Annotated in this window: 17 protein-coding genes and 4 pseudogenes; 8 read left to right on the top strand and 13 right to left on the bottom strand. The window is 51.9% G+C overall.

Going from position 1 to position 19674, the window contains the following annotated elements:
* Nucleotides 1–45 precede the first annotated feature (45 nt).
* A complete protein-coding gene (locus FE839_RS23555) occupies nucleotides 46–2121 on the bottom strand; it encodes a M3 family metallopeptidase (RefSeq protein WP_138363151.1) in 2076 nt (691 codons plus the stop codon).
* A 133-nt stretch (nucleotides 2122–2254) separates the two neighbouring features.
* Nucleotides 2255–2401 (bottom strand): annotated as a pseudogene (locus FE839_RS23550) (L,D-transpeptidase); the annotation flags it as partial.
* A 78-nt stretch (nucleotides 2402–2479) separates the two neighbouring features.
* On the opposite strand from FE839_RS23550, the pseudogene FE839_RS23545 reads away from it, so the two are divergent.
* From FE839_RS23545 to FE839_RS23530, 5 genes and pseudogenes are all read left to right on the top strand, one after another.
* A pseudogene (locus FE839_RS23545) lies at nucleotides 2480–3577 on the top strand (IS3 family transposase).
* A gap of 906 nt (nucleotides 3578–4483) precedes the next feature.
* The gene (locus FE839_RS24740) at nucleotides 4484–4672 is read left to right on the top strand and encodes a hypothetical protein (protein WP_171034952.1); all 189 of its coding nucleotides are present in this window, start codon (nucleotides 4484–4486) and stop codon (nucleotides 4670–4672) included.
* A gap of 186 nt (nucleotides 4673–4858) precedes the next feature.
* Nucleotides 4859–5200, top strand: a complete 342-nt coding sequence (locus FE839_RS23535; RefSeq protein WP_138363166.1) for a mchC domain protein — start codon at nucleotides 4859–4861, stop codon at nucleotides 5198–5200.
* 2 nt (nucleotides 5201–5202) lie between these two features.
* The gene (locus tag FE839_RS25170; protein WP_421808982.1) at nucleotides 5203–5775 is read left to right on the top strand and encodes a hypothetical protein; all 573 of its coding nucleotides are present in this window, start codon (nucleotides 5203–5205) and stop codon (nucleotides 5773–5775) included.
* A pseudogene (locus FE839_RS23530) lies at nucleotides 5699–6357 on the top strand (IS3 family transposase); the annotation flags it as partial. The gene FE839_RS25170 and the pseudogene FE839_RS23530, both read left to right, overlap by 77 nt.
* A gap of 13 nt (nucleotides 6358–6370) precedes the next feature.
* On the opposite strand, the gene FE839_RS23525 reads toward FE839_RS23530, so the two are convergent.
* From FE839_RS23525 to FE839_RS23485, 9 genes and pseudogenes are all read right to left on the bottom strand, one after another.
* A complete protein-coding gene (locus FE839_RS23525; protein ID WP_138363149.1) occupies nucleotides 6371–6613 on the bottom strand; it encodes a DUF1272 domain-containing protein in 243 nt (80 codons plus the stop codon).
* A gap of 216 nt (nucleotides 6614–6829) precedes the next feature.
* Complete coding sequence (locus FE839_RS23520; RefSeq protein ID WP_138363148.1) at nucleotides 6830–8191, bottom strand: YncE family protein; 1362 nt, start codon at nucleotides 8189–8191, stop codon at nucleotides 6830–6832.
* 377 nt (nucleotides 8192–8568) lie between these two features.
* A pseudogene (locus FE839_RS24975) lies at nucleotides 8569–8652 on the bottom strand (cytochrome b); the annotation flags it as partial.
* Between the two features lie 138 nt (nucleotides 8653–8790).
* The gene (locus FE839_RS23510; RefSeq protein WP_138363147.1) at nucleotides 8791–9567 is read right to left on the bottom strand and encodes an ABC transporter ATP-binding protein; all 777 of its coding nucleotides are present in this window, start codon (nucleotides 9565–9567) and stop codon (nucleotides 8791–8793) included.
* Nucleotides 9567–10337 (bottom strand): ABC transporter permease, encoded by a 771-nt coding sequence (locus FE839_RS23505; protein WP_138363146.1) that lies wholly within the window; start codon nucleotides 10335–10337, stop codon nucleotides 9567–9569. The genes FE839_RS23510 and FE839_RS23505 overlap by 1 nt, the downstream gene beginning before the upstream one ends.
* The gene (locus FE839_RS23500; protein WP_138363145.1) at nucleotides 10334–11341 is read right to left on the bottom strand and encodes a taurine ABC transporter substrate-binding protein; all 1008 of its coding nucleotides are present in this window, start codon (nucleotides 11339–11341) and stop codon (nucleotides 10334–10336) included. The genes FE839_RS23505 and FE839_RS23500 overlap by 4 nt, the downstream gene beginning before the upstream one ends.
* Before the next feature lie 16 nt (nucleotides 11342–11357).
* A complete protein-coding gene (gene cuyB, locus FE839_RS23495) occupies nucleotides 11358–12077 on the bottom strand; it encodes a cysteate racemase (RefSeq protein ID WP_138363144.1) in 720 nt (239 codons plus the stop codon).
* The gene (gene cuyA, locus FE839_RS23490; RefSeq protein ID WP_138363143.1) at nucleotides 12074–13087 is read right to left on the bottom strand and encodes a D-cysteate sulfo-lyase; all 1014 of its coding nucleotides are present in this window, start codon (nucleotides 13085–13087) and stop codon (nucleotides 12074–12076) included. The genes cuyB and cuyA overlap by 4 nt, the downstream gene beginning before the upstream one ends.
* 253 nt (nucleotides 13088–13340) lie before the next feature.
* Nucleotides 13341–14363, bottom strand: a complete 1023-nt coding sequence (locus FE839_RS23485) for a malate/lactate/ureidoglycolate dehydrogenase (RefSeq protein WP_138363165.1) — start codon at nucleotides 14361–14363, stop codon at nucleotides 13341–13343.
* A 244-nt stretch (nucleotides 14364–14607) separates the two neighbouring features.
* Between FE839_RS23485 and FE839_RS23480 the strand changes: the two genes are divergently transcribed.
* Genes FE839_RS23480 through FE839_RS23470 form a run of 3 tightly spaced genes read left to right on the top strand, consistent with a single transcriptional unit; the run spans nucleotide 14608 to nucleotide 17316 of the window.
* On the top strand, nucleotides 14608–15615 hold the full coding sequence (locus tag FE839_RS23480; protein ID WP_138363142.1) for an ABC transporter substrate-binding protein: 1008 nt from the start codon (nucleotides 14608–14610) through the stop codon (nucleotides 15613–15615).
* Nucleotides 15616–15635: 20 nt separating this feature from the next.
* Entirely contained in the window at nucleotides 15636–16478 is an 843-nt protein-coding gene (locus FE839_RS23475) for an ABC transporter ATP-binding protein (RefSeq protein ID WP_138363164.1), read from the top strand.
* Nucleotides 16450–17316 carry an ABC transporter permease gene (locus FE839_RS23470; protein ID WP_138363141.1) on the top strand — a complete coding sequence of 289 codons (867 nt, stop codon included), beginning with the start codon at nucleotides 16450–16452 and terminating at the stop codon, nucleotides 17314–17316. Before FE839_RS23475 ends, FE839_RS23470 begins: the two co-directional genes overlap by 29 nt.
* A 446-nt stretch (nucleotides 17317–17762) precedes the next feature.
* Here FE839_RS23470 and FE839_RS23465 read toward each other — a convergent pair whose 3' ends face one another.
* The gene (locus tag FE839_RS23465; protein WP_138363140.1) at nucleotides 17763–19166 is read right to left on the bottom strand and encodes an APC family permease; all 1404 of its coding nucleotides are present in this window, start codon (nucleotides 19164–19166) and stop codon (nucleotides 17763–17765) included.
* Nucleotides 19167–19344: 178 nt separating this feature from the next.
* Nucleotides 19345–19674 (bottom strand): transposase (locus FE839_RS23460; RefSeq protein WP_138363139.1); only part of this gene is annotated, 330 nt, incomplete at its 5' end.

Below are 19674 nucleotides of genomic sequence, written 5' to 3'. Positions count from 1 at the left end.
CTTCCGGCGACATCCTGAACCGGTGTTCAGGATGCCGCCTCTGGATTAACCCGCCGGTACTGATTTATCCGTCGCAGGCATAACTTCTATGCCATATTGCATTAATAATGCGCCAGGCAGCGGATCCCGACCACGAAAACGGCGAAACATTATTTGCGGATCATCGGCGCCGCCGCAAGACAGGATATTATCCACAAATGCTTGCCCAGTTTGACGATTAAAAATCCCATCCTCTTTAAAACGTAACCAGACGTCAGCCGCCAGCACTTCCGCCCATAAATAACTATAATAGCCCGCCGCATACCCGCCAGCAAAAATATGGCTAAACGTATTCAGATAGCGATCCCACTCGACCGTCGGCACCACAGTTACTTGCTGGCGAATAGTTCGCAGTAAATGGTAGATATCCAGTGGCGCCTTCCCGTCATATTCATGATGCGCCCGTATATCCAGCATTGCCATTTCTATCTGGCGTAACAGGAATAACCCGGCATCGTGTTTTTTGAGCTGTTGTAACCCTGAAATATACGCCGCGGGTAACGGTTCTCCGCTCTCTTTATGCCCGGAAATAAATGCCAGTGATTCCGCTTCATAACACCAGTTTTCCATTAACTGACTGGGTAATTCAACCGCATCCCAGGGAACGCCATTGATCCCGGCGACATCGGGAATATCAACAACCGTTAATAAATGATGCAAACCGTGGCCAAACTCATGGAACAATGTTTTGGCTTCCTGATGAGTTAATAATGCCGTTTGCCCGGCTGGCGGAGCCGAAAAATTACAGACCAGATAGGCAACCGGTGTTTGTAATTGATCATCGGATAAACGCTGCCGATTAAGACAAACATCCATCCATGCGCCTCCGCGTTTATTTTCCCGGGCATAAAGATCGAGATAGAATGCGCCGATTTTCTCACCCTGTTCATTAAACAACGCAAAAAAACGAACATCTTCATGCCAGACTTCAACATCATGACACGCCTTGACGCTCAAGCCATATAGTCTCTTCACCAGGTCGAACATCCCCTCAAGAACCTGGGATATCGGGAACCAGTCACGTAACACTTCATCATCGATACCATATTGCTGCTGTTTTTTCTTTTCACTCAGCCAGGCAATATCCCACGGTTGTAAATGCTCTATCTCCGGCGACTCCTGGGCAAATATCTGTAACTCCTGAAGCTCCCGTTGCCCCTGTTCTAATACCTGGTCTGCGAGTGTCTGCAAAAAAGTCAGCACCTGCTGTGGTGTTTTCGCCATTTTAAAAGATAGCGAAAGCGCGGCATAATCTGAATATCCCAGTAAACAAGCCTGCTCATGGCGTAACGCGAGGATCTGCTGGATAACATCAGTATTATCCCATTTGCCGCCATTCACGCCGACGTCCGAGGCCCGGCTGTTCCAGGCGCGGTACATTTTTTCCCGCAACGGGCGGTGTTCACCCTGTTTCATCACCGCCAGATAGCATGGCGCATCAAGAGTCAGTAACCATCCATCCAGCGATTTTTCCTCAGCTTTTTGCCGGGCTCTGTCGATAATTAACCCAGGGATCCCGGCCAACTCGTCATAACGGTCGATCAAGAATGCGCCATTCTCTGTCGCATCCAGTTCATTATTGGAAAAAAGCGTGCTCAGTTCAGACAACCGGAGATTATTGTCACGCAATTGTCTTTGTTGCGTGTTATTCAGCCCGGCTCCCGCCATCTGAAATTCACGCAGAGTATTATCAACATGTTTTTTCTGCTGCGGCGTTAATGCGGAATATTGCGCGCTGACACTTAACTGGCGATATGCCTGATACAACGCCGGGTGTTGTCCTTTCCAGGATAAATAATCCACAATGAGCGGCTGACAACGCTGATAAACTTCGCGTAATTCCGGTGTATTACAGACGCTATGCAGATGACTGACCGGCGACCAGAGCTTTTCAAGACGCTCATTCAGCCGAATAACCGGTTCGCACAACGATGTCCAGTCACCGCATTGTCCCGATGCCAAGATCATTTCGATGCCCTCCCGACACGCCGTCAGAATATGCGTCAGGGCTGGTTCAATATCCGTTATCGCCAGCGTGGCGAACGGCGGCAACGAATAAGATGCCAGTAATGGATTTTGCATGTCTTTTGTTTCCCGTTGACTCCTCACATGGATAACAGGAAACGAATGATAGACCTGACTCCATCAATAAAATGTTGCTTTCAGGAATGGTGCAACATAAAAATCATGTCATCATCGGTAACGGGACAACAGGTTAAAGCCTGCTGTCAGTCGCGCTGATCGCTATCGGCATACCTGATCGTCGTTCAAGCGCTTGTTCAGCACGCTCCCTATCAACGCCCTCACCTTTTATAAATGCCTGAATCGCTGATGTCACTGGTAAGGGGACTTTTCTGTCGGTGACCCTGCCCCAAAATCCTGCTCCATTCAGAAACAGAATTCCGGCATGATAATGACTCCCTGAACGGAGGTTGTGCCGATGAAAAAGTCACGATTCACCGAAGAGCAGATTGTCTTTGCCCTGAAGCAGGCCGAGCTGGGGTGACGTCTGCCGCAAGCTGGGTATCTCCGACGCCACGTTTTACACATGGCGTAAGAAATACGGCGGAATTTCCCCGTCTGAACTCAAACATATGCGCCAGTTGGAAGAGGAAAACTGGCGACTGAAGAAGCTGGTTGCCGATCTGAGCCTCGACAAGGCCATGCTGCAGGACGTGCTGGCAAAAAAGAGCTGACGCTGGCACGCCTGCGCGAGTGGGTCAGGGATTTGCAGGTCCGCTACGGTGCCAGTGAGAGACAGGTCTGTTTTGCGCTGCGGGTCAGCCGCAGCTCGTTTCGCTATCGTTCTGTGGCCCCCAACGACAGCGCACTGCGGCTGCGCATCCGAGAGATCACCGAAACCCGGGTGCATTACGGTTACCGCCGGGTACATGTGATGCTCAGTCGGGAAGGCTGGCGTGATAACCACAAAAGGATTTACCGGCTTTACAGCGAACAGGGGCTGTCGCTGCGCCTCAAACGGCCACACCGCAATAAATCCGCACAGCGCCGACAACCGCAGCCTCAGGGGCTGTATCCGAATCACGTCTGGGGCATGGACTTTGTCTCTGATGCGCGGTTTGACGGAAGGCGATTGCGTCTGCTGACGGTAATCGATTTGTTCAAACGTGAATGCCTGGGAATTTGCGTGGGCCAGAATTTACGTTCAACAGAAGTGGCAGAAATGCTGAACAGCATCGCGCTCAGACGGCCCTTACCTCAGTTGCTGAAAACCGATAATGGTTCTGAATTTGCAGGGAAAATGCTGGACAGGTGGGTGTATGAAAGGGGTATCCGCATTGACTTCTCACGCCCGGGAACACCGACGGACAATGCGACCGTGGAGTCCTTCAACGGCAGGTTAAGGCAGGAATGTCTGAACGAGAACTGGTTCATGTCCCTGGAGGATGCCCGGTGCAAAATCGAGGCCTGGCGCATACACTATAACCAGAGTCGTCCCCATTCTGCACTGGGCTGGATGACCCCATCTGAATTCGCCGAGAAATCTGCAGGTTGCCAGAATATGCAACCAACATGAGGCCGGTTATTCCTGATTATGACTGGAGCATATTCGGGGTCAGGGTCAACAAACCGACATGACTAACTGATGGTTGTATCTAATACTGGGGGCAGGTCAAACGGGTAGTTCTCATGCAATGGTGGAGTGACTATGTGCAAGCTCACAGGCTAAAAGCTATTGCTGCCTGATTATATAAAAATAATTGACTTTATTAATGGAATTATAAATATGTATAGAGTAAATCAAATTATAAAAACAATAAGCAAAATGAATACTTATGCTCCCTATATCTCAAAAAGTACGTGGGACTAAAACGGGTGTGCTTACATAAGCCTTGTATCTATATAAAAATACCCCTTGACTACGTGTAGCTGGTATGGCAACCTCACTCAAAAAAATAAACGATAACCATTCTCTTTTGAAGAATATAAGTGATTTGTTCGTTTCTATTTCCGGACTGAGACAAAAACATGAAAAAGGTTCGTGTTTATACTTTATTTTCGTGTCTCTACTATTTATTACTCTCATAGGATTTTTTAGGATATTACGCACTGTAAAGCGATATTATCAGGAATTCAGCAATACCTCAGACATCGTTGAACTATGGTTCTGATGGTTCTGGTTCGTATTATCCTGCGTCGCGATTTCGGTAGAATGTTGAATAAGTGTTATAAAGTGGTTGTAAACAGGAAAAGAAAATAATAACCCAGGGAATATTTATGAGAGAATTGGTTCATGATGAAATAAAATCTATTGCCGGTGCCGAATGTACCTTTAATGGCCTCGGACAGGCTGCGGTGAGTGTTGGAGTTGCTGGTGCAATTGGCGGTACGATAGTTGGTAATGCTACGTTGCCAGTCATCGGAACGGTTCCGGGTTGGGTGGCCGGAGGGCTTATGGGTACAATTGGAGGAACGGCTGGATATGGTGCGACATGTTGGTGGAGTGACACTTCTACGAATTAGTCTGGCAAGTCTGGTTGTTTTTATTATCACATTAGCAATCAGCATTTATCTTGATAAAGGACAGGGATTAACAAAACCCGTTATTCAGGCAATTATTGCCACATTAATTTTTGGTGCTGGATTTATCCTTCTCATGAGGAATAAATGATTTCAAATCTTCCTGTTAACTGGATAATTCTCTAATACACAGTATCCACCGCAAGGCATAACCTCAAGCGTTCGATAGTCAACAGGCTTATATTTTGTAGATGGATACCTTTATGTTTACGATCCGGCAAGTATGAGAAGTAGATCGCCAGTAGCCAGTGTTACGATCGCCACGTATAAAAATAAAATGAATAGTCTAATAACACTTACCGAATGCCTGGTCCCCTTCATCGCAAAAAAAGTATCTACCCGGCTACTCTGGAGTAATGATTTAGATGACTCTCAACGAGAGGAGCTGAAACAGGCGACAAATTATCTTATTGAAGAAAAGCAGCGGCATGCTGTTTTTGATACCTGCGTCCCGCTTTTAACCAATGAGAAAATATTTTATGCCGAGCGTTACGGCGGCGGAGCTATCTCACGCAACGGTGGGGGCGCCCGCTGCGGCTTCGATGGACGCTGGCAGGTTAAGGGTATCAGCGCCAATGCGCTGGTCGGCAAGGGATCCCGACGGTCGATGGTGAACTGACGTTGGCTGGCGCGGTGCTGGAAGCTATCTGGGGTGGCGTGATGGCTAAGCTGCTACCGTATGGCGCGGTGCCGAACAAGGTGATATTGCTGACTGAAAATGCCCTCATCAGCAGCATACCTTTGGCTTCATTGACGGCCCATACCCGTCGGGTCATACTGGTGCGGGAACCGGTGGTGCGACCTGCCCATTTTTGTCGTGCCCCCTACTATCAGCCTCATGCCGCCATGCTCTCACAGCAAACGGACTGTAAGCGGGTTGAAAAACAGATCGCGGAAGCACCTTCCATGTTGCCACGTCCTGTAAGGTTTGATGAAGAGCAGTGGATGGATCTGGCGCAGGACGAACGAGCCCTGTACGGACTTTGTGAACTGGCGCAACGCCTCGCGATTCAGATAGCCTGGTGTCGCAGCCGTCATTTAATCATGATGACCTCGCCTTCCAATTGCGATATGGAAGGTCAGTTGCTTGATTTTCACGGCGTACGCAGCGCGTTTCCTGAGTTGCGACAGCGTCGTGCACAAAGCTTTTCACCGGGCAAAACAGCGCTACAGCGCACCGCGTCTGACCGATGAACTGCATGCTCAGGATTACCGATTCAACGTGAAAACCGTAGCCGCCAGCCTGCGTCGTCAGGCACTACGAGCGAAAGATTCACGGAAGTTCAGCCCGGTCAGTTACCGCGAACATGGCCTGCCGGTGTCGGAGAACCTGCTGAAGCAGGATTTTTACGCCAGCGGCCCGAACCAGAAGTGGTCCGGTGACATTACGTACTTACGCACGGATGACGGCACAGTTGGCCTGCGACGCGCTACAGATGGCGTTGTGGCGGCGTAAGTGCCCGGACGATGTCATCGTCCACACTGATCGTGGCGGGCAGTACTGCTCAGCGGATTATCAGGCACTCCTGAAGCGGCATAACCTGCGTGGGAGCATGAGTGCGAAGGGGTGCTGTTACGATAATGCCTGTGCGGAAAGCTTCTTCCACTCACTGAAAGTCGAATGCATCCACGGTGAACGCGTTATCAGTTGGGAAATAATGCGAACTGTCAACGACGGTGTTTAATTATATCGAGTGCGATTACAATCGGTGGCGCCGTCACAGTGCCTGCGGCGGCCTCAGCCCGGAACAGTTTGAAAACCAGAACCTCGCTTAGGGGCGTATCCACATTACGTGGGTAGGATCAGATGTGAATGACGGCGCAAAGTAGATGCAGGATGTCGTTGCAGCGAGGCTTCGGGCCGTATTGGGCGCCGCACCAATTCTCCCCCGCAGTTTGGGCAAAATCCGTTAAGCCGATGAGTCACGCAATCAATGCAAAAAGTACATTCGAATGAACAGATATAAGCTTCTGTTGAGTCCGGCGGCAAATTTTGATCGCAGCATTCACAATTAGGACGAAGCTCAAGCATAGTATCCTCCAGGAGTCAGTGTGGATGTCCTATATAGCCAAATAGCCAACTTCATGCCCGGCAGCTGAAAACCGCCCTGCCGGGCCTGACGGGCGCAACGCCCTCTGTAATAAAGCAGAATAAACAGATTCAGCCCAACCCCTTCCCATAAGCTGCTGAAGGATAATAATCATGCCAGGCTGACCTGCCCGCGAATAACGTAGCGAATTAAAGCCGTTATTTTTTGGGGGTGATTTTCGTCACCGAGCCTGTTTGAGCTTTATCCCCGGTAGTACCATACATAGACACCAGATAAACGGCTCCATCAGGCCCCACGGTCAGGTGGTTTGGCGTATCATCCATCGGGATATTAGCGACCAGTTTACCGTCCTTGTCCAGAACAGCAACGGTTCCGCCTGCACGCGTGGCGGCGAAAACCTGCGACGTCACGGGATCCCAGATGACAGATACGCCCCCGGCACCAATGTAAGTATCAGCGAGAACTTTGCCGTCCGCATTCAGAACCACGACATTGTTCGTCTCCTGAGAAGCGACGTAAAGACGACCGGTCTTCGGATCACGAGCGATGTCGGTTGCGCCTTGCGCCTGAGGTACTTTCACTGTAGTACTCTTGCCCGTTTTGAGATCAATCCAGCCTACCCAGGGCGTATCGCGGCTGACGCCATAGAGTTTCCCACCGGTACTGTCGAGGGCAAGATCTGTACTGTAAAACTGGTCGCGGCCGCGGTTCGCCACGAACTCCATCTGACCGATATGTTCCAGCGTTTTGGTATCATATACCTCGATAAAACCGGTCAGCGCTGCGCTGACATAAGCCCGATTGTGGGCTTCATCAATAACCACATCACGTGGATGTGCTACCGACCCCTCAGGAAAAACTTTTACCACGGAAAGCGTTTTTGCATCATAGACGGTCACCGTCTCGGCAAGTGTGTTCGTCGTCCAGACATGATGATGGACATTATCAATACCGACGCCGAAGACACCAATTTGCTCACCCTTTTTATCTTTAGGCAGAGTAGCCTCAGCTTCGACAGCCAGCGTTCCGGCGTTCAGTCTCATCAGGCGGCTGCCATCATTCGGGCCGCGTGCCGAGGTCACGAACAGCTTCCCGTCGGCCGAAACTGCCGACTGGTAAGCCCGCTCACCAACGGGAGTTGTTTGCAGCCTGAAAGCCTCAGTGTTTTTCGGGGGAACAATTTGGGACAATTTCAACATGACCTGGGAAACGCTCGCGGGATTTTGCGTGATAACAGTGAGTGGATGAAGGCCTGTAGCCGCATAGGCCGGAACGGTTAGCGGAATAGTCAGGTTTCCCTTCTCGTCGGCGGTCAGCGGTTTCGGTGTCAGGACTTCCGCACCATTCAGCATAGTGACGGTCGTGCCCGCCTGCAGTTTCTTAATTGTTATGACCGTTTTATCTCCGGGCTTAACAGGAACGTCTCGTGACCCGGCACGGATACTGCCAGGGAAGGTAGTGGTGGCGGCTGTCCATTTGCTATCGGCGTATGCCGTTGTGGCGATTGACATCACAATAGCGGAGGCCAACAGCACTGAACGGACTGAAATTCTTCTCATCTTATCTCCATAAATTGTATTGATGCTGCATCTCAACGCAGCTACAGGTTTCCCCACGCGATGAGTCTTATCTTCCGCGATGAGGTGTATGTCTTGTTATGAGATCATTCAACATACCATAATAATGGAAATAATTATCATTACCAACTCAGACGGTGTCTCAAATGCAGGGCGTTTGATACATAGCAGGTGAACTAACTGGAGATTTCCTGGTAAGGAGGTGGCTTTGTGCCAGAAACAAACATGACTAACATCAGCGTGTGTTACCCACAGTGAACACCGAAGTGGCAGGTAGCAGAACAAATGTCAGAAGAAACAGAAAACGTCGCAGGGCTGCGGAATATAAAAACGCAAAGCGACTCATGGTTAACTCCGGGTTAACGAAAAGCGCGGCCGGGCCGCATACGACGCAGTACGCCGTCCCGTAACAGGTAATGATGGAAAAGCGCCGCTAAAGCATGCGCGAATGACGGAACCAAAACATATCCCGTTTGATCGGCTAAAGCAGTGGCTGGACGCTCATTCTGTCCAGCGTTTCTTTTGACGACTCAACTGTCTTGATTACACTGTCTGGTTAAGAAACAGCGCTGACGGTATTTTCATCCTAAATGGCGCTTCGCCTCGTGGCGCACCCGGTGCAATACGTGATGTTTGATCCCACTGTAAGCCGGGTGTTCAGCCAGGGTTTCGATATTGCGTTCGCGGCCAAAAGGCAGGATGACCTCTTCAACGATTCTTCCGGGCTTTGCCGACATAATCAGAATACGATCGGCCAGGAACAGCGCCTCTTCTACGTCGTGAGTCACAAACAGCAGCGTGGTGCCGGTGGCAAGCCAGGCATCGCGCAGGAGTTCCTGCATCATCAGACGCGTTTGCGCATCCAGCGCGCCGAACGGTTCATCGAGTAGCAACACCTCCGGCTCCGGCAGCCAGGCGCGGGCCAGCGCCACGCGCTGCTTCATCCCGCCGGAGAGTTGCCAGGGCGCATGATGTTCAAAGCCTTTCAGCCCTACTCGTGTCAGCCAGTCCAGCGCCTGGGCGTTGACCTCATCTTTGTGGTATTTCCCCAGCCGTGGGCCAAAGGTGACGTTTTCCAGAACCGACAGCCAGGGAAACAAGTTTGGCTGCTGGAAGATCATTCCCCGGTCCGGCCCTGGCAGCTTCACTGTCTTTCCGCCTGCCGCCACGCGCCCGCGATCCGGCTTGTTGAATCCGGCGACCAGATTCAGGATCGTGGACTTCCCGCAGCCGGACGGCCCCAACAGAACAACAAATTCCCCTTTCTCCAGAGACAGGCTGATATCGTCCAGCACCGTGAACGGCTGCGGTTTTGCCGCAAAAGAGAGCGATACGTTTTCCAGTGTGATGGCACTCATTACTCTTTCCCCGCCCAGGGCACAAAAAAGCGTTGCAGCCCCAGCAGCAATAAATCCAGTAAATAGCCGATACCGCCGAGCAGCAGAATCCCCAGCATCACGATATCGGTTCGCAGATACGAGCTGGCGTTAATCACCATCCAGCCGAGGCCCGAACTGGCCGCCACCATTTCCGCTGCGATGAGCGATGTCCAGCCGATCCCTATCGACAACCTGACGGTGGTAAACAGTTCCGGCAGCGCATCCGGCAACACCACGCGCAGAAAAATCTGTTTACGCGACGCGCCGAGCGTTTGCGCCACACGAATGCGCGAGCGACCAATACGATCGACCGCAGCAGATGCCCCCACGACCACGCTCAGGAAAGTGGCGATGAAGATCAGAAAGAACTTCGACGCCTCACCGATCCCCAGCCAGACGACCGCCAGCGGAATAAGCGCAATCTTGGGTAGCGGGCGCAAAAACTGCACGAACGGATTCAGTACCGCCGCCAGACCTTCCGACAACCCCATCAGCAACCCCAGGGGGATGCCGATGATAATTGCCACAGAAAAAGCGCTTAGGGCCCGGGCCAGGCTGACTGCGACATGCTCCCACAACGGCACCTGACGATAACCATCAGCCAACAACTCTTCGGTTGTCAGTCCGATATCCTGCAGCGACGGCAGCAGCAGCGGGTCCACCCACTGCCGCATCGTCGCCACTTGCCAGATACTAAAGAAAACAGCCACCGAGACGACGCTGATGGCAATGCGATAACTCAATCTCATTGCGCTGCTACCGCCGCGTCGCGGATATAGCGGGAGTTAATAGCGCTGTCCCAGTTCGCCGGAATATCACGTTTGCGGATCTCGCCAATCCCCGCCAGGAAGTTAGCGGTTTTTGTCAGCGCTTTTCCAATACCGCTATCCGTCGTATGAGTTCCATTACCCAGCCAGTCCGCCGTCCCCTGCTGCTTCAGGGTTGGATATTCCAGGCCACCCAACGTATTCGCGGCAGTCGTCACCGGCGCGCCCACCTCTTTCGCCACAATCGCCGCCGCCCGTTCCGGGTCTTTCTTAAACTCATCAACTTTTTCCTGATGAACGCGCAGGAACGCGCTGACGGTTTGCGGATACTGCTCAGCAAAGGCTTTACGCACCACATAGTTGTTGTAAATCAGGTAGCCGTCCTTTTGCAGATCTTTGGTCGCAAATACCTGATGCCCGCCTGAGGCTTCAAGCTCCTGAGCAAACGGCGCCCAGACATAGCCCGCGTCGATATCGCCGCGTTTCCAGGCGGCGACCATTTCCGCCGGACGCAGCGGCAATAAGGTTATTTTGCTGCGATCGAGATGGTTAACGCTAATGGCGGCTTCAAGCGCATATTGCGCCGTCGAGTTTGGCGGATAGGCTACGCGTTTACCTTCAATATCGTTAATACGGGTAATGCCGTCTTTACCAATTAAACGCTCGTAGCTGGCAATCACCCCGGAGACACCGACAATCTCCACCGGCAGTTTTCTGACAATGCCTGCCGTTGCCGGGCTGGAGCCGAAATTGGCAATATCAATCGCGTTACTGGCAAAATAATTTAACGCGTCCGCACCGGACGCAAATTGCACCCATTTGACCTTGCTGTGTAAAGCGTTATCCAGAGAACCATCGGCTTTTGCCAGCATCAGCACCTGAGAACCGCCGCTGTATGCCACGCGGACTTCTGCGGGTGTTTCGGCAAAGCTGGTATTGACCCACAGGCCACCCGCTGCAAGTAATACGCAGAGACTTTTTTTCATTTAATTTATCCTGTTATTAATGCCATGCTTCGCGCTGCGTTAGCCATAACCGGGCACACTGTTGCGCCAGCGCTTCTGCGGGATCAATCGACACGGCTAAATGCGGGGATGTCACCTCCGCCAGCGCAACCGGCACTTCCGTGCAGGCCAGCACCAGCCTCTCTGCGCCGCGATCGCGCAATGCCTGAGCCTGTAAACTCAGCAGCTCACCGCCGGTACGCAGTTCGCCGCGTTTTACCGCATAGCACCCCGGCACAAACCACTGCCGTAGCTCCTCTGGCGTCGGCTGCACGCTTTCAATCCCCATAGAGGCGAAAGCGTGCTGGAACCAACCGGCATCCAGCGTGCCCTGCGTAGCGATAAGCCCGACCCGGCGGGGCTTCTCTTTCCCTTCAAATACCGCCAGCGTGGCGTCCACAATATGCAGCAACGGCGCGTCGCTGTGCTGCGCCAGCGCCTCATACCAGTGGTGCGCCGTATTACAGGCGATCACAATGTGGCTGGCGCCCGCGCGGTTCAGCTGTTCCACACCGTGCAAGAGCTGCGGCAACGGCGAAGGCCCCGTTCCCGCCAGCGCCTGTTGGCGATCCGCAATTTGCGGCACATTCCACACCACATGGGGGATTTGCTGTTGATCGCTGCTGGCGGGCGTTGCGCGCAGCAATTTATGCATTAAGTCAAGCGTCGCCAGCGGCCCCATGCCGCCAAGAATCCCCAGCAGAAAAGGTGTGCTCATGATGACAAAGAATCTGCGATGGCCTGACGATAGCCAAACAGACCCGCGCTGCCTCCCGTATGGATAAACACCACATTCTCATCCTTGCGGAAATGGCCTTGTCGGATCAGATCAATCAATCCGGCCATGCCTTTACCGGAATAGACAGGGTCGAGCAGAATCCCCTCGTGCTGCGCCAGCAGTTGCAGCGCTTCAAGCATCCCCTCGGTGGGCAGACCATAGCCTTCGCCCACATAATCACTGTTGGCGACCACCGCCTCACGCGGCAATTCACCCGGCACGCCGAGCAGTTCCCGGGTCTGCTGCGCCAGACGCCAGACGTTGTGTTCCTGTTTATCGCGCGGGGCGCGTACGCTAATCCCGAGGAGAGGAATGCCGCTGTGCGTGGCGGTTAAACCCGCAATCAGGCCAGCCTGCGTGCCTGCGCTGCCGGTGGCATGGACGATATGATCGATACGCAGCCGTAACTGGCTGGACTGCCAAAGCAACTCTTCCGCGCAGGATACGTAACCCAGCGCCCCGATTGCGTTCGAACCGCCACCGGGGATGACATAAGGGGTATGGCCCTGCGCACGCAGGCTTTCCGCATGATGCTCCATTGCCTGCTGCATATCCGTACCGCCGGGCAAATGGGCAATAATTTTGCCGCCGAGCAAACCGTCCAGCAGCACATTGCCGGATTGCTGATACTCATCACCCAGCGTCGTGACGCGTTGTTCGAGAAAAATATGCGCTTCCAGACCCAGTCTGGCCGCCGCCGCGACGGTCTGACGCACATGGTTAGACTGCGTGGCGCCCTGGGTAATGATAATATCCGCCTGTTTCGCCTGGGCGTCGCCGAGCAAAAACTCAAGTTTGCGGGTTTTATTGCCGCCAGTGGCAAGGCCGGTGCAATCGTCTCGTTTTATCCAGATATTTGGCCCCCCCAGCAAGCGTGAAAGTTGTGTGAGAGGCTCCAGTGGAGTCGGGAAATGGCCAAAATGAAGCCGGGGAAAACGCGCCAGATGCATAATAACTCCTGTAAAGAATAACGACGCCGCACATTAAAATTCGGCAGCGAGAGTAAGAAAGGTTCATGGAATATAAGAATGACTATATTGATTTTCTCACTCGCGGCTTACCAAGTTTTTCAGCTATGGATATGAGGAAAAAAGATAAAACAAAAAACGATCGCTTTATTTATTCGCCAGCATTCATTAACTGACCATCATGCCGATCCGTTTAAACAAACAACCAAATATGTCTTTTGGTGCGCAGGCACGCTCAGGTATTTAATGCTTCCAGAGCGACAAACGCCTGCCAACTGACGTCATCAATCCAGATGCCCTCTTCCTGGCGCCGGGCATACGCGCGCAATTCCGGTTCTCCGGGGATCTGCACATCGCGCCCTTCCTGCCCGCTACGAACCCAGTCAACCTGCGCTAACAGCGCCTGTGAGTAACGTTCCTCCGCGCCCAGCCGCGCGGGGTCAAATAGAATCGACAGCATATTGTTGATGATTCCGGCACGCGGCGGAATCTGCTGGCTTTCGGTCTCGCCGCCGGTCAGCGCAGCGCCGAGTAAGCTACATATTAGCGACAATCCCGCGCCTTTATGGCCGCCAAAAGGCAGCAAAGCGCCGAGCGGCTCAGTCATTAATACGGCAGGGTCGGTCGTGGGTTGCCCGTTCGCATCTACCGCGCATCCTGCCGGGATGGCACGCCCTTCATTCCAGGCGATGCGCGCTTTATTGCCCGCAATGGCGCTGGTCGCGAAATCAAGGATAACCGGAGGGCGGTTCTGTAGCGGTACGCCCACGCAAAAGGGGTTTGTACCAAGCCTGGCGCGCAGCCCATCGAACGGCAACACGGCCGACGGCGCCGCCACGTTGGCAAAATGGATCGAGACCAGCCCGGCGCTCGCCACCTGCTCTGCCCATGCGCCGATCCGCCCGAGATGATGAGTATTCGACAGGCCAATAATTGCCACCCCAAACTGACGCACGCGCGCAATCCCCTCGCTCATAGCCTGTTCGCCCAACGCCTGGCCGAAGCCATGTCCCCCATCAAAAGAGACAATCGGCCCGGCATCAGACAAGGTGGTCAGCATGGCGCCAGGGTTCAAATCTCCTGCCAGAATGGCCCGAATATAGCGCGGCAACAGAGTTACGCCATGGGAGTCGTGGCCCTTTAATGAGGATTCAACCAGATTATCCGCAACCTTTTGCGCGATATCAGCGCCAGTACCAACCCGTACCAGATGATGTTGTAAAAGCGAACGTAAGTGATGATGTGAAAATAAGGGCATGATTCGACTCACACGACCATTGCCCCTGTGACGGCAATGGCTATTAAAATGGTGAGTCCGACTATAGCGAGGATGTATTTGTTACATAACCATGAATAATGACTAAGCTTTCCCACTTATTAACTAACACGCCATGAATATCGTTATCCATTTTCCTGATATTCATTGCCATTTAAATCATTTCCCTTCCCTCGCGCCTCTGCCCATGATTTTTTGCTGAGAAACACCTTTCTGGGGAACAGATATGAATAAAAGAAACAGGGTATTTGCCTGGACGCTGGCGTTTTCCGCCCTTGGCGGAGTCAGCCAGTCGGCATTTGCGGAAGGGAGCATTAGTATCGCGCAGCAGTTTGGCATCGGTTATTTAATTCTTGATGTGGTGCGAGACCAGCAGCTTATCGAAAAAGAGGGACAAAAAGAGGGGCTGAATATCAAGGTAGAGTGGCGCACGATTTCAGGCGCAACCGGGATGAATGAAGCGCTAATTTCAGGCGCTCTGGACGTTGCGTCAGCGGGCGTGCCTCCAGCGCTCACCCTATGGGATCGCACCAAAGGTAAGCAAAATGTGAAGGCAATAGCTTCTCTGGGATCGATGCCTAACTATTTATTGAGCAATAATCCGGCGGTAAAAACCATTAAAGATCTGACTGAGAAAGATCGTATTGCCGTCCCGGCGGCAGGAGTCGGTTTTCAGTCCCGGACATTACAAATCGAAACGGCGAAACTATATGGCGACAAAGACTTTAAACGCTTTGATAAAATTACCGTCAGCCTACCGCATCCGGATGCCAGCATGGCATTAATTGCCGGTAGCTCGGAAATTACCGCGCATTTTTCCAGCCCGCCGTTTCAGTATCAGGCGCTGGAGCACAACAACGTGCATAAAGTGCTCAGCTCCTATGATGTGCTGGGTGGGCAGGCAACGTTTAATGTTCTCTACACCACCCAGAAATTCCATGATGAAAATCCAAAAACTTATAAAGCGTTTTATCGCGCACTCAGTGAAGCCGCAGATATTATTAACCGTGACAAAAATGCGGCTGCCGAAACCTATATTCGCGTTGAAAAATCACGGCTTCCTTTGCCACTGGTACAAAAAATTGTTAACGACCCGGAAATCAGCTTCACCATTTCTCCTGAGCGTACTGGCGTATATGCCGAAAAACTCCATGAGCTTGGCGTACTGAAAAATAAGGCTGATTCCTGGAAAGACTATTTCTTTAAGGAAGCATGGGAAAACCCAGGCAGTTAAACCGCGATACCGGAGGTCTGATGGTCGCTCAACAAATCGACGGCCCGCTATTGCAGGTCAATAATGTCGATATTGAATATCGTACCCGCGAACGGCAAGTGCGCGCGACGCATGATGTCAGTTTTGATGTCTGGCCCGGCGACCGCTTTATTTTGCTCGGGCCGTCAGGCTGTGGAAAATCGAGCCTGTTGAAAGCCGCAGGTGGTTTTCTCGCCCCGCGCAGCGGCCACATTTCGCTTGCGGGAACGCCGATTAGCGCTCCCGGGCCAGAACGCATGATGGTATTCCAGGAGTTCGACCAACTGCCGCCCTGGAAAACGGTGCTGGAAAACGTCATGTTTCCTCTGCTGGCCAGCCGGAAAGCCAGTCGTTCACAGGCAAAAGAGACGGCGTTACATTTCCTCCATAAAGTTGGGCTGGCGGAATTTGCTGACGCCATGCCCCATATGCTCTCTGGCGGGATGAAGCAGCGTGTCGCCATCGCGCGAGCGCTGGCGATGAAGCCACGCATCCTGCTGATGGATGAGCCTTTTGCCGCCCTGGATGCGCTGACCCGACGCACAATGCAGGAGGAACTGCTTGCGCTCTGGGAAGAAGAACGCTTTACCCTGCTGTTCGTCACCCATTCGATTGAAGAGGCGCTGGTGGTGGGCAGCCGTATTCTGGTGCTTTCGCCGCACCCAGGTCGCGTCAGGGCGGAGCTTAACTGTCATCAGTTCACGCTTAATGATTTTGGCAGCGAGGCGTTTCAGCACGCCGCGCGCCATATTCACCATCTGTTATTCCCGACAATCGGGAACAGTCCGTCTCACTCATCCGGCGAGGAGCCAGAGTATGTCCCAGCCACCGTACATTCGTCCTGAATTCGAACGCGAATTACCGCCGCTACGCAATCTGTCGGTGGAAACGCCGCTGCCTTTAAGCCAACGTCTGTTGAATCAGACATGGCTGCGCAAGTGTCTGATTGTCGTCCTGGTACTGGCGCTATGGGAGATCGCCGCACGAATACAGCAAAACGATTTGATGTTGCCCGGGGTACTTCAGACGTTACAGGCATTTTGCGAAGACATGCGCAGTGGCGAACTGCCGCAAAAAATCGCCATTTCACTCAGTATTCTGCTGAAAGGGTATCTGGCAGGCAGTGCGCTGGCGCTGATTGCCAGCGCACTGGCCGTGACCACCCAGTTTGGCCGCGATCTGCTCAGCACATTAACCGCGATGCTAAATCCGCTGCCGGCAATTGCGCTGCTGCCGCTGGCTTTGCTGTGGTTTGGTCTGGGGAATGCCAGCCTGATATTTGTGCTGATACATTCAGTGATGTGGCCAATCGCGCTGAATACCTGGTCTGGCTTTAGCAGCGTACCGGAAACGCTACGCATGACGGGACGCAACTACGGCCTCAGCGGACCACGCTATGTGATCACGATTCTCATTCCGGCCTCGTTGCCCGCTATCCTGTCCGGGCTCAAGATCGGCTGGGCGTTCGCCTGGCGCACGCTGATTGCCGCCGAGCTGGTATTTGGCGCATCCAGCGGCGAAGGAGGCCTGGGCTGGTATATCTTCCAGAATCGCAATGAGCTGTTCACCGATCGGGTATTTGCAGGGCTGTTAACGGTCATCGCGATTGGCCTGCTGGTGGAAGGCATCGTATTCGCCAGTCTGGAAAAGATCACGGTCAAACGCTGGGGAATGCAGCGTTAACCCGCTGGCGTTCCGGCAGAACAGATGTTGTTCTCTAACACGTCCTGTTTACGCACTGATTCGATGCTGACCATATGCCCGATAGACGGTGGCATCGTCAACAACATCCTGTTCTGTTTCCTCATCAGTGCGATTTTTTAGGGCACACATTTTTCTCGATAAATTATTCCCCATTTGGTGTGTCGCTGACCAGTGGCAAACTTTTAAAGAATTCGGATTTATACAGCTATTGGGCGTTATTCCTGAATATATCAAAACAGATCCCAAACATGAAAGTATCAGCACTATCGGCAATCGAAATAATCAACAGAGAGCAGCGCAAATCACAACCAGCGATGCAAATAACAAACTCCAGAAAAACATCTTCCGGAGTTTATCAGCCATCAAATCCAATTCACGCTATCAACGTCGAAATCACCGCTGACCGTTTCAAGCGTTTTTTACTATCAGATATTAACTGTGTTTTTCTTAACCAGACCACGCCGAATCGACAATCCATAACCAAAGATCATAGATACAATAATCGCCAGCGGAAGAAAATCAGTCACTATTGACTGACTACCACTCAACTGATGTAAATTTTTAACAACCAGCGCAATGGTGACCAGCATAAGAATGAATGCTAACAAAGGCATCCAAAAAACTTTCCACATCGCAGCCGAATGTTGTTCCTGCCGCCGGAAGAAAAAGATTACCGCTGCCGAAACTCCCGTTTGTAGAACCAGAATAGCCAACGTTGCTAATGCTGAGCCCTGGGAGAATATTTGAGTCACCGGATCAAGTCCTGCCACTCCTGAAATGGCAAAGAAAACAATCAATAATACACTCTGTACATGGCTGGCATTATGCGGTGTGCCATGTTCGGCATGGGTTTTGCCCAGGACACTTAAAAACAAGCCATCACGACTAGAGCTATAAATATACCGTGAAATATTATTATGAAAAGCCAGGCTGGCGGCGAATAAACTGGTAATCAGTAAAAGCGACATCACATCAACCGACCACGCCCCAAGATACTCACGGGAAATATTAAAGATAAAATTACCTGGATCCTGCGCAGCAACCTTTTCAATATCCTGTAAATTATAGGATTGAACAATCGACCAACTGGTTAAAGTAAAAAATACTGTGATAATCAACAGTGCACAGATTGTCGCCCGAGGGACTGTTTTTTCAGCATCACGACATTCTTCGCCATAAATAGCCGTTGATTCGAAGCCGATAAAAGAAGCGATAGAAAAAATAAATGCAATCCCAATATTACCATTCAGGAAAACATCCGGATTAAATGACTGAAAGCTAAGTGAACCACTATGTTTTATCAGAATTGCCACATCAAGACACAGGATCACGCCAACTTCGGCGAGCATAAGAACGCCAAGGATCTTACTACCAAATTCCACACGTCGGATACCCAATACCCATCCGACAACAATGAATATAATACTCAGTATCCACCATGGGATCTCCGCGGAAAAGTGTTCACTGACAAACAAGCTGGCAAATAACCCCAACATCGCAATCACCGCAATTTGAATTGCAAAATAGGCGATAAGCGCCACCAATGAAGCGGACGCACCGGCATTTTTGCCTAACCCCATGCTTATATATGTGTAAAAAGCACCAGAATTAGTCACATAACGGCTCATTGCGATAAATCCAACCGAAAATATCATCAGAATGATGCCAGCCAGAATGTAAATTACCGGGATCCCGCCACCGTTTCCGGCAAAGATAGCCACTGGCAACCCGCCGACGACACCGGTCAGCGGTGACGCAGCCGCCACGACGAAAAAAATCAACGCGCCTAAACCAAGACTATTTTTTCTGAGACCAGAATGATTGTCCATGACTCTACCCCTATCGCCTGACTGCAGATGAATAAATATTTTTCTTTCAATCCCCACACTCCATCATTAGCCTGGCCTCCGTTCATTAGATAGAAAAAATCAGACATACAGTCAAATCAACAGCGGCTTTGTTGAATAAATCAGATTTGAGGCGAGTCTTCCTGTAACAGCTCACTGTTCAGGCAATGCGCACGCTTTCTGGCATACCCGCCTTCGTCATTTTGTTCAGTGCACGCACCAGCGCCAAAGCCTCTGCAACCTGACCGTCGTAGTCCCGTAGCGCCAGCGAACCGCCTAACAACTGCTTTACCCTGTACATTGCCGTTTCGGCTATTGAGCGACGATTATAATCTGTCGTCCATTTCCACCGGGCATTGCTCCCGCTCAGCCGTTGATTTGCCACTGCACGGTTTCGGTCCGCATATTCACCCGGCCAGTAACCCGCGCCTTTCCGGGGAGGGATAAGTGCACTGATTTTCATCCGACGCAGTTCGTCGTGGCATAACCG

Source organism: Klebsiella indica (assembly GCF_005860775.1).
Taxonomy (GTDB): Bacteria; Pseudomonadota; Gammaproteobacteria; order Enterobacterales; family Enterobacteriaceae; genus Klebsiella; species Klebsiella indica.
Note: the sequence above shows the minus strand (reverse complement) of the source record. Positions and strands in the feature narration are given on the sequence as shown.

Bases quoted from the DNA above. Each gene is read 5' to 3' on its own strand.
- FE839_RS23555 (WP_138363151.1), bottom strand. From the start codon at position 2,121: ATGCAAAATCCATTACTGGCATCTTATTCGTTGCCGCCGTTCGCCACG.
- FE839_RS24740 (WP_171034952.1), top strand. From the start codon at position 4,484: ATGGTGCGACATGTTGGTGGAGTGACACTTCTACGAATTAGTCTGGCA.
- FE839_RS23535 (WP_138363166.1), top strand. From the start codon at position 4,859: ATGAATAGTCTAATAACACTTACCGAATGCCTGGTCCCCTTCATCGCA.
- FE839_RS23525 (WP_138363149.1), bottom strand. From the start codon at position 6,613: ATGCTTGAGCTTCGTCCTAATTGTGAATGCTGCGATCAAAATTTGCCG.
- FE839_RS23520 (WP_138363148.1), bottom strand. From the start codon at position 8,191: ATGAGAAGAATTTCAGTCCGTTCAGTGCTGTTGGCCTCCGCTATTGTG.
- FE839_RS23510 (WP_138363147.1), bottom strand. From the start codon at position 9,567: ATGAGTGCCATCACACTGGAAAACGTATCGCTCTCTTTTGCGGCAAAA.
- FE839_RS23505 (WP_138363146.1), bottom strand. From the start codon at position 10,337: ATGAGATTGAGTTATCGCATTGCCATCAGCGTCGTCTCGGTGGCTGTT.
- FE839_RS23500 (WP_138363145.1), bottom strand. From the start codon at position 11,341: ATGAAAAAAAGTCTCTGCGTATTACTTGCAGCGGGTGGCCTGTGGGTC.
- cuyB (WP_138363144.1), bottom strand. From the start codon at position 12,077: ATGAGCACACCTTTTCTGCTGGGGATTCTTGGCGGCATGGGGCCGCTG.
- cuyA (WP_138363143.1), bottom strand. From the start codon at position 13,087: ATGCATCTGGCGCGTTTTCCCCGGCTTCATTTTGGCCATTTCCCGACT.
- FE839_RS23485 (WP_138363165.1), bottom strand. From the start codon at position 14,363: ATGCCCTTATTTTCACATCATCACTTACGTTCGCTTTTACAACATCAT.
- FE839_RS23480 (WP_138363142.1), top strand. From the start codon at position 14,608: ATGAATAAAAGAAACAGGGTATTTGCCTGGACGCTGGCGTTTTCCGCC.
- FE839_RS23475 (WP_138363164.1), top strand. From the start codon at position 15,636: ATGGTCGCTCAACAAATCGACGGCCCGCTATTGCAGGTCAATAATGTC.
- FE839_RS23470 (WP_138363141.1), top strand. From the start codon at position 16,450: ATGTCCCAGCCACCGTACATTCGTCCTGAATTCGAACGCGAATTACCG.
- FE839_RS23465 (WP_138363140.1), bottom strand. From the start codon at position 19,166: ATGGACAATCATTCTGGTCTCAGAAAAAATAGTCTTGGTTTAGGCGCG.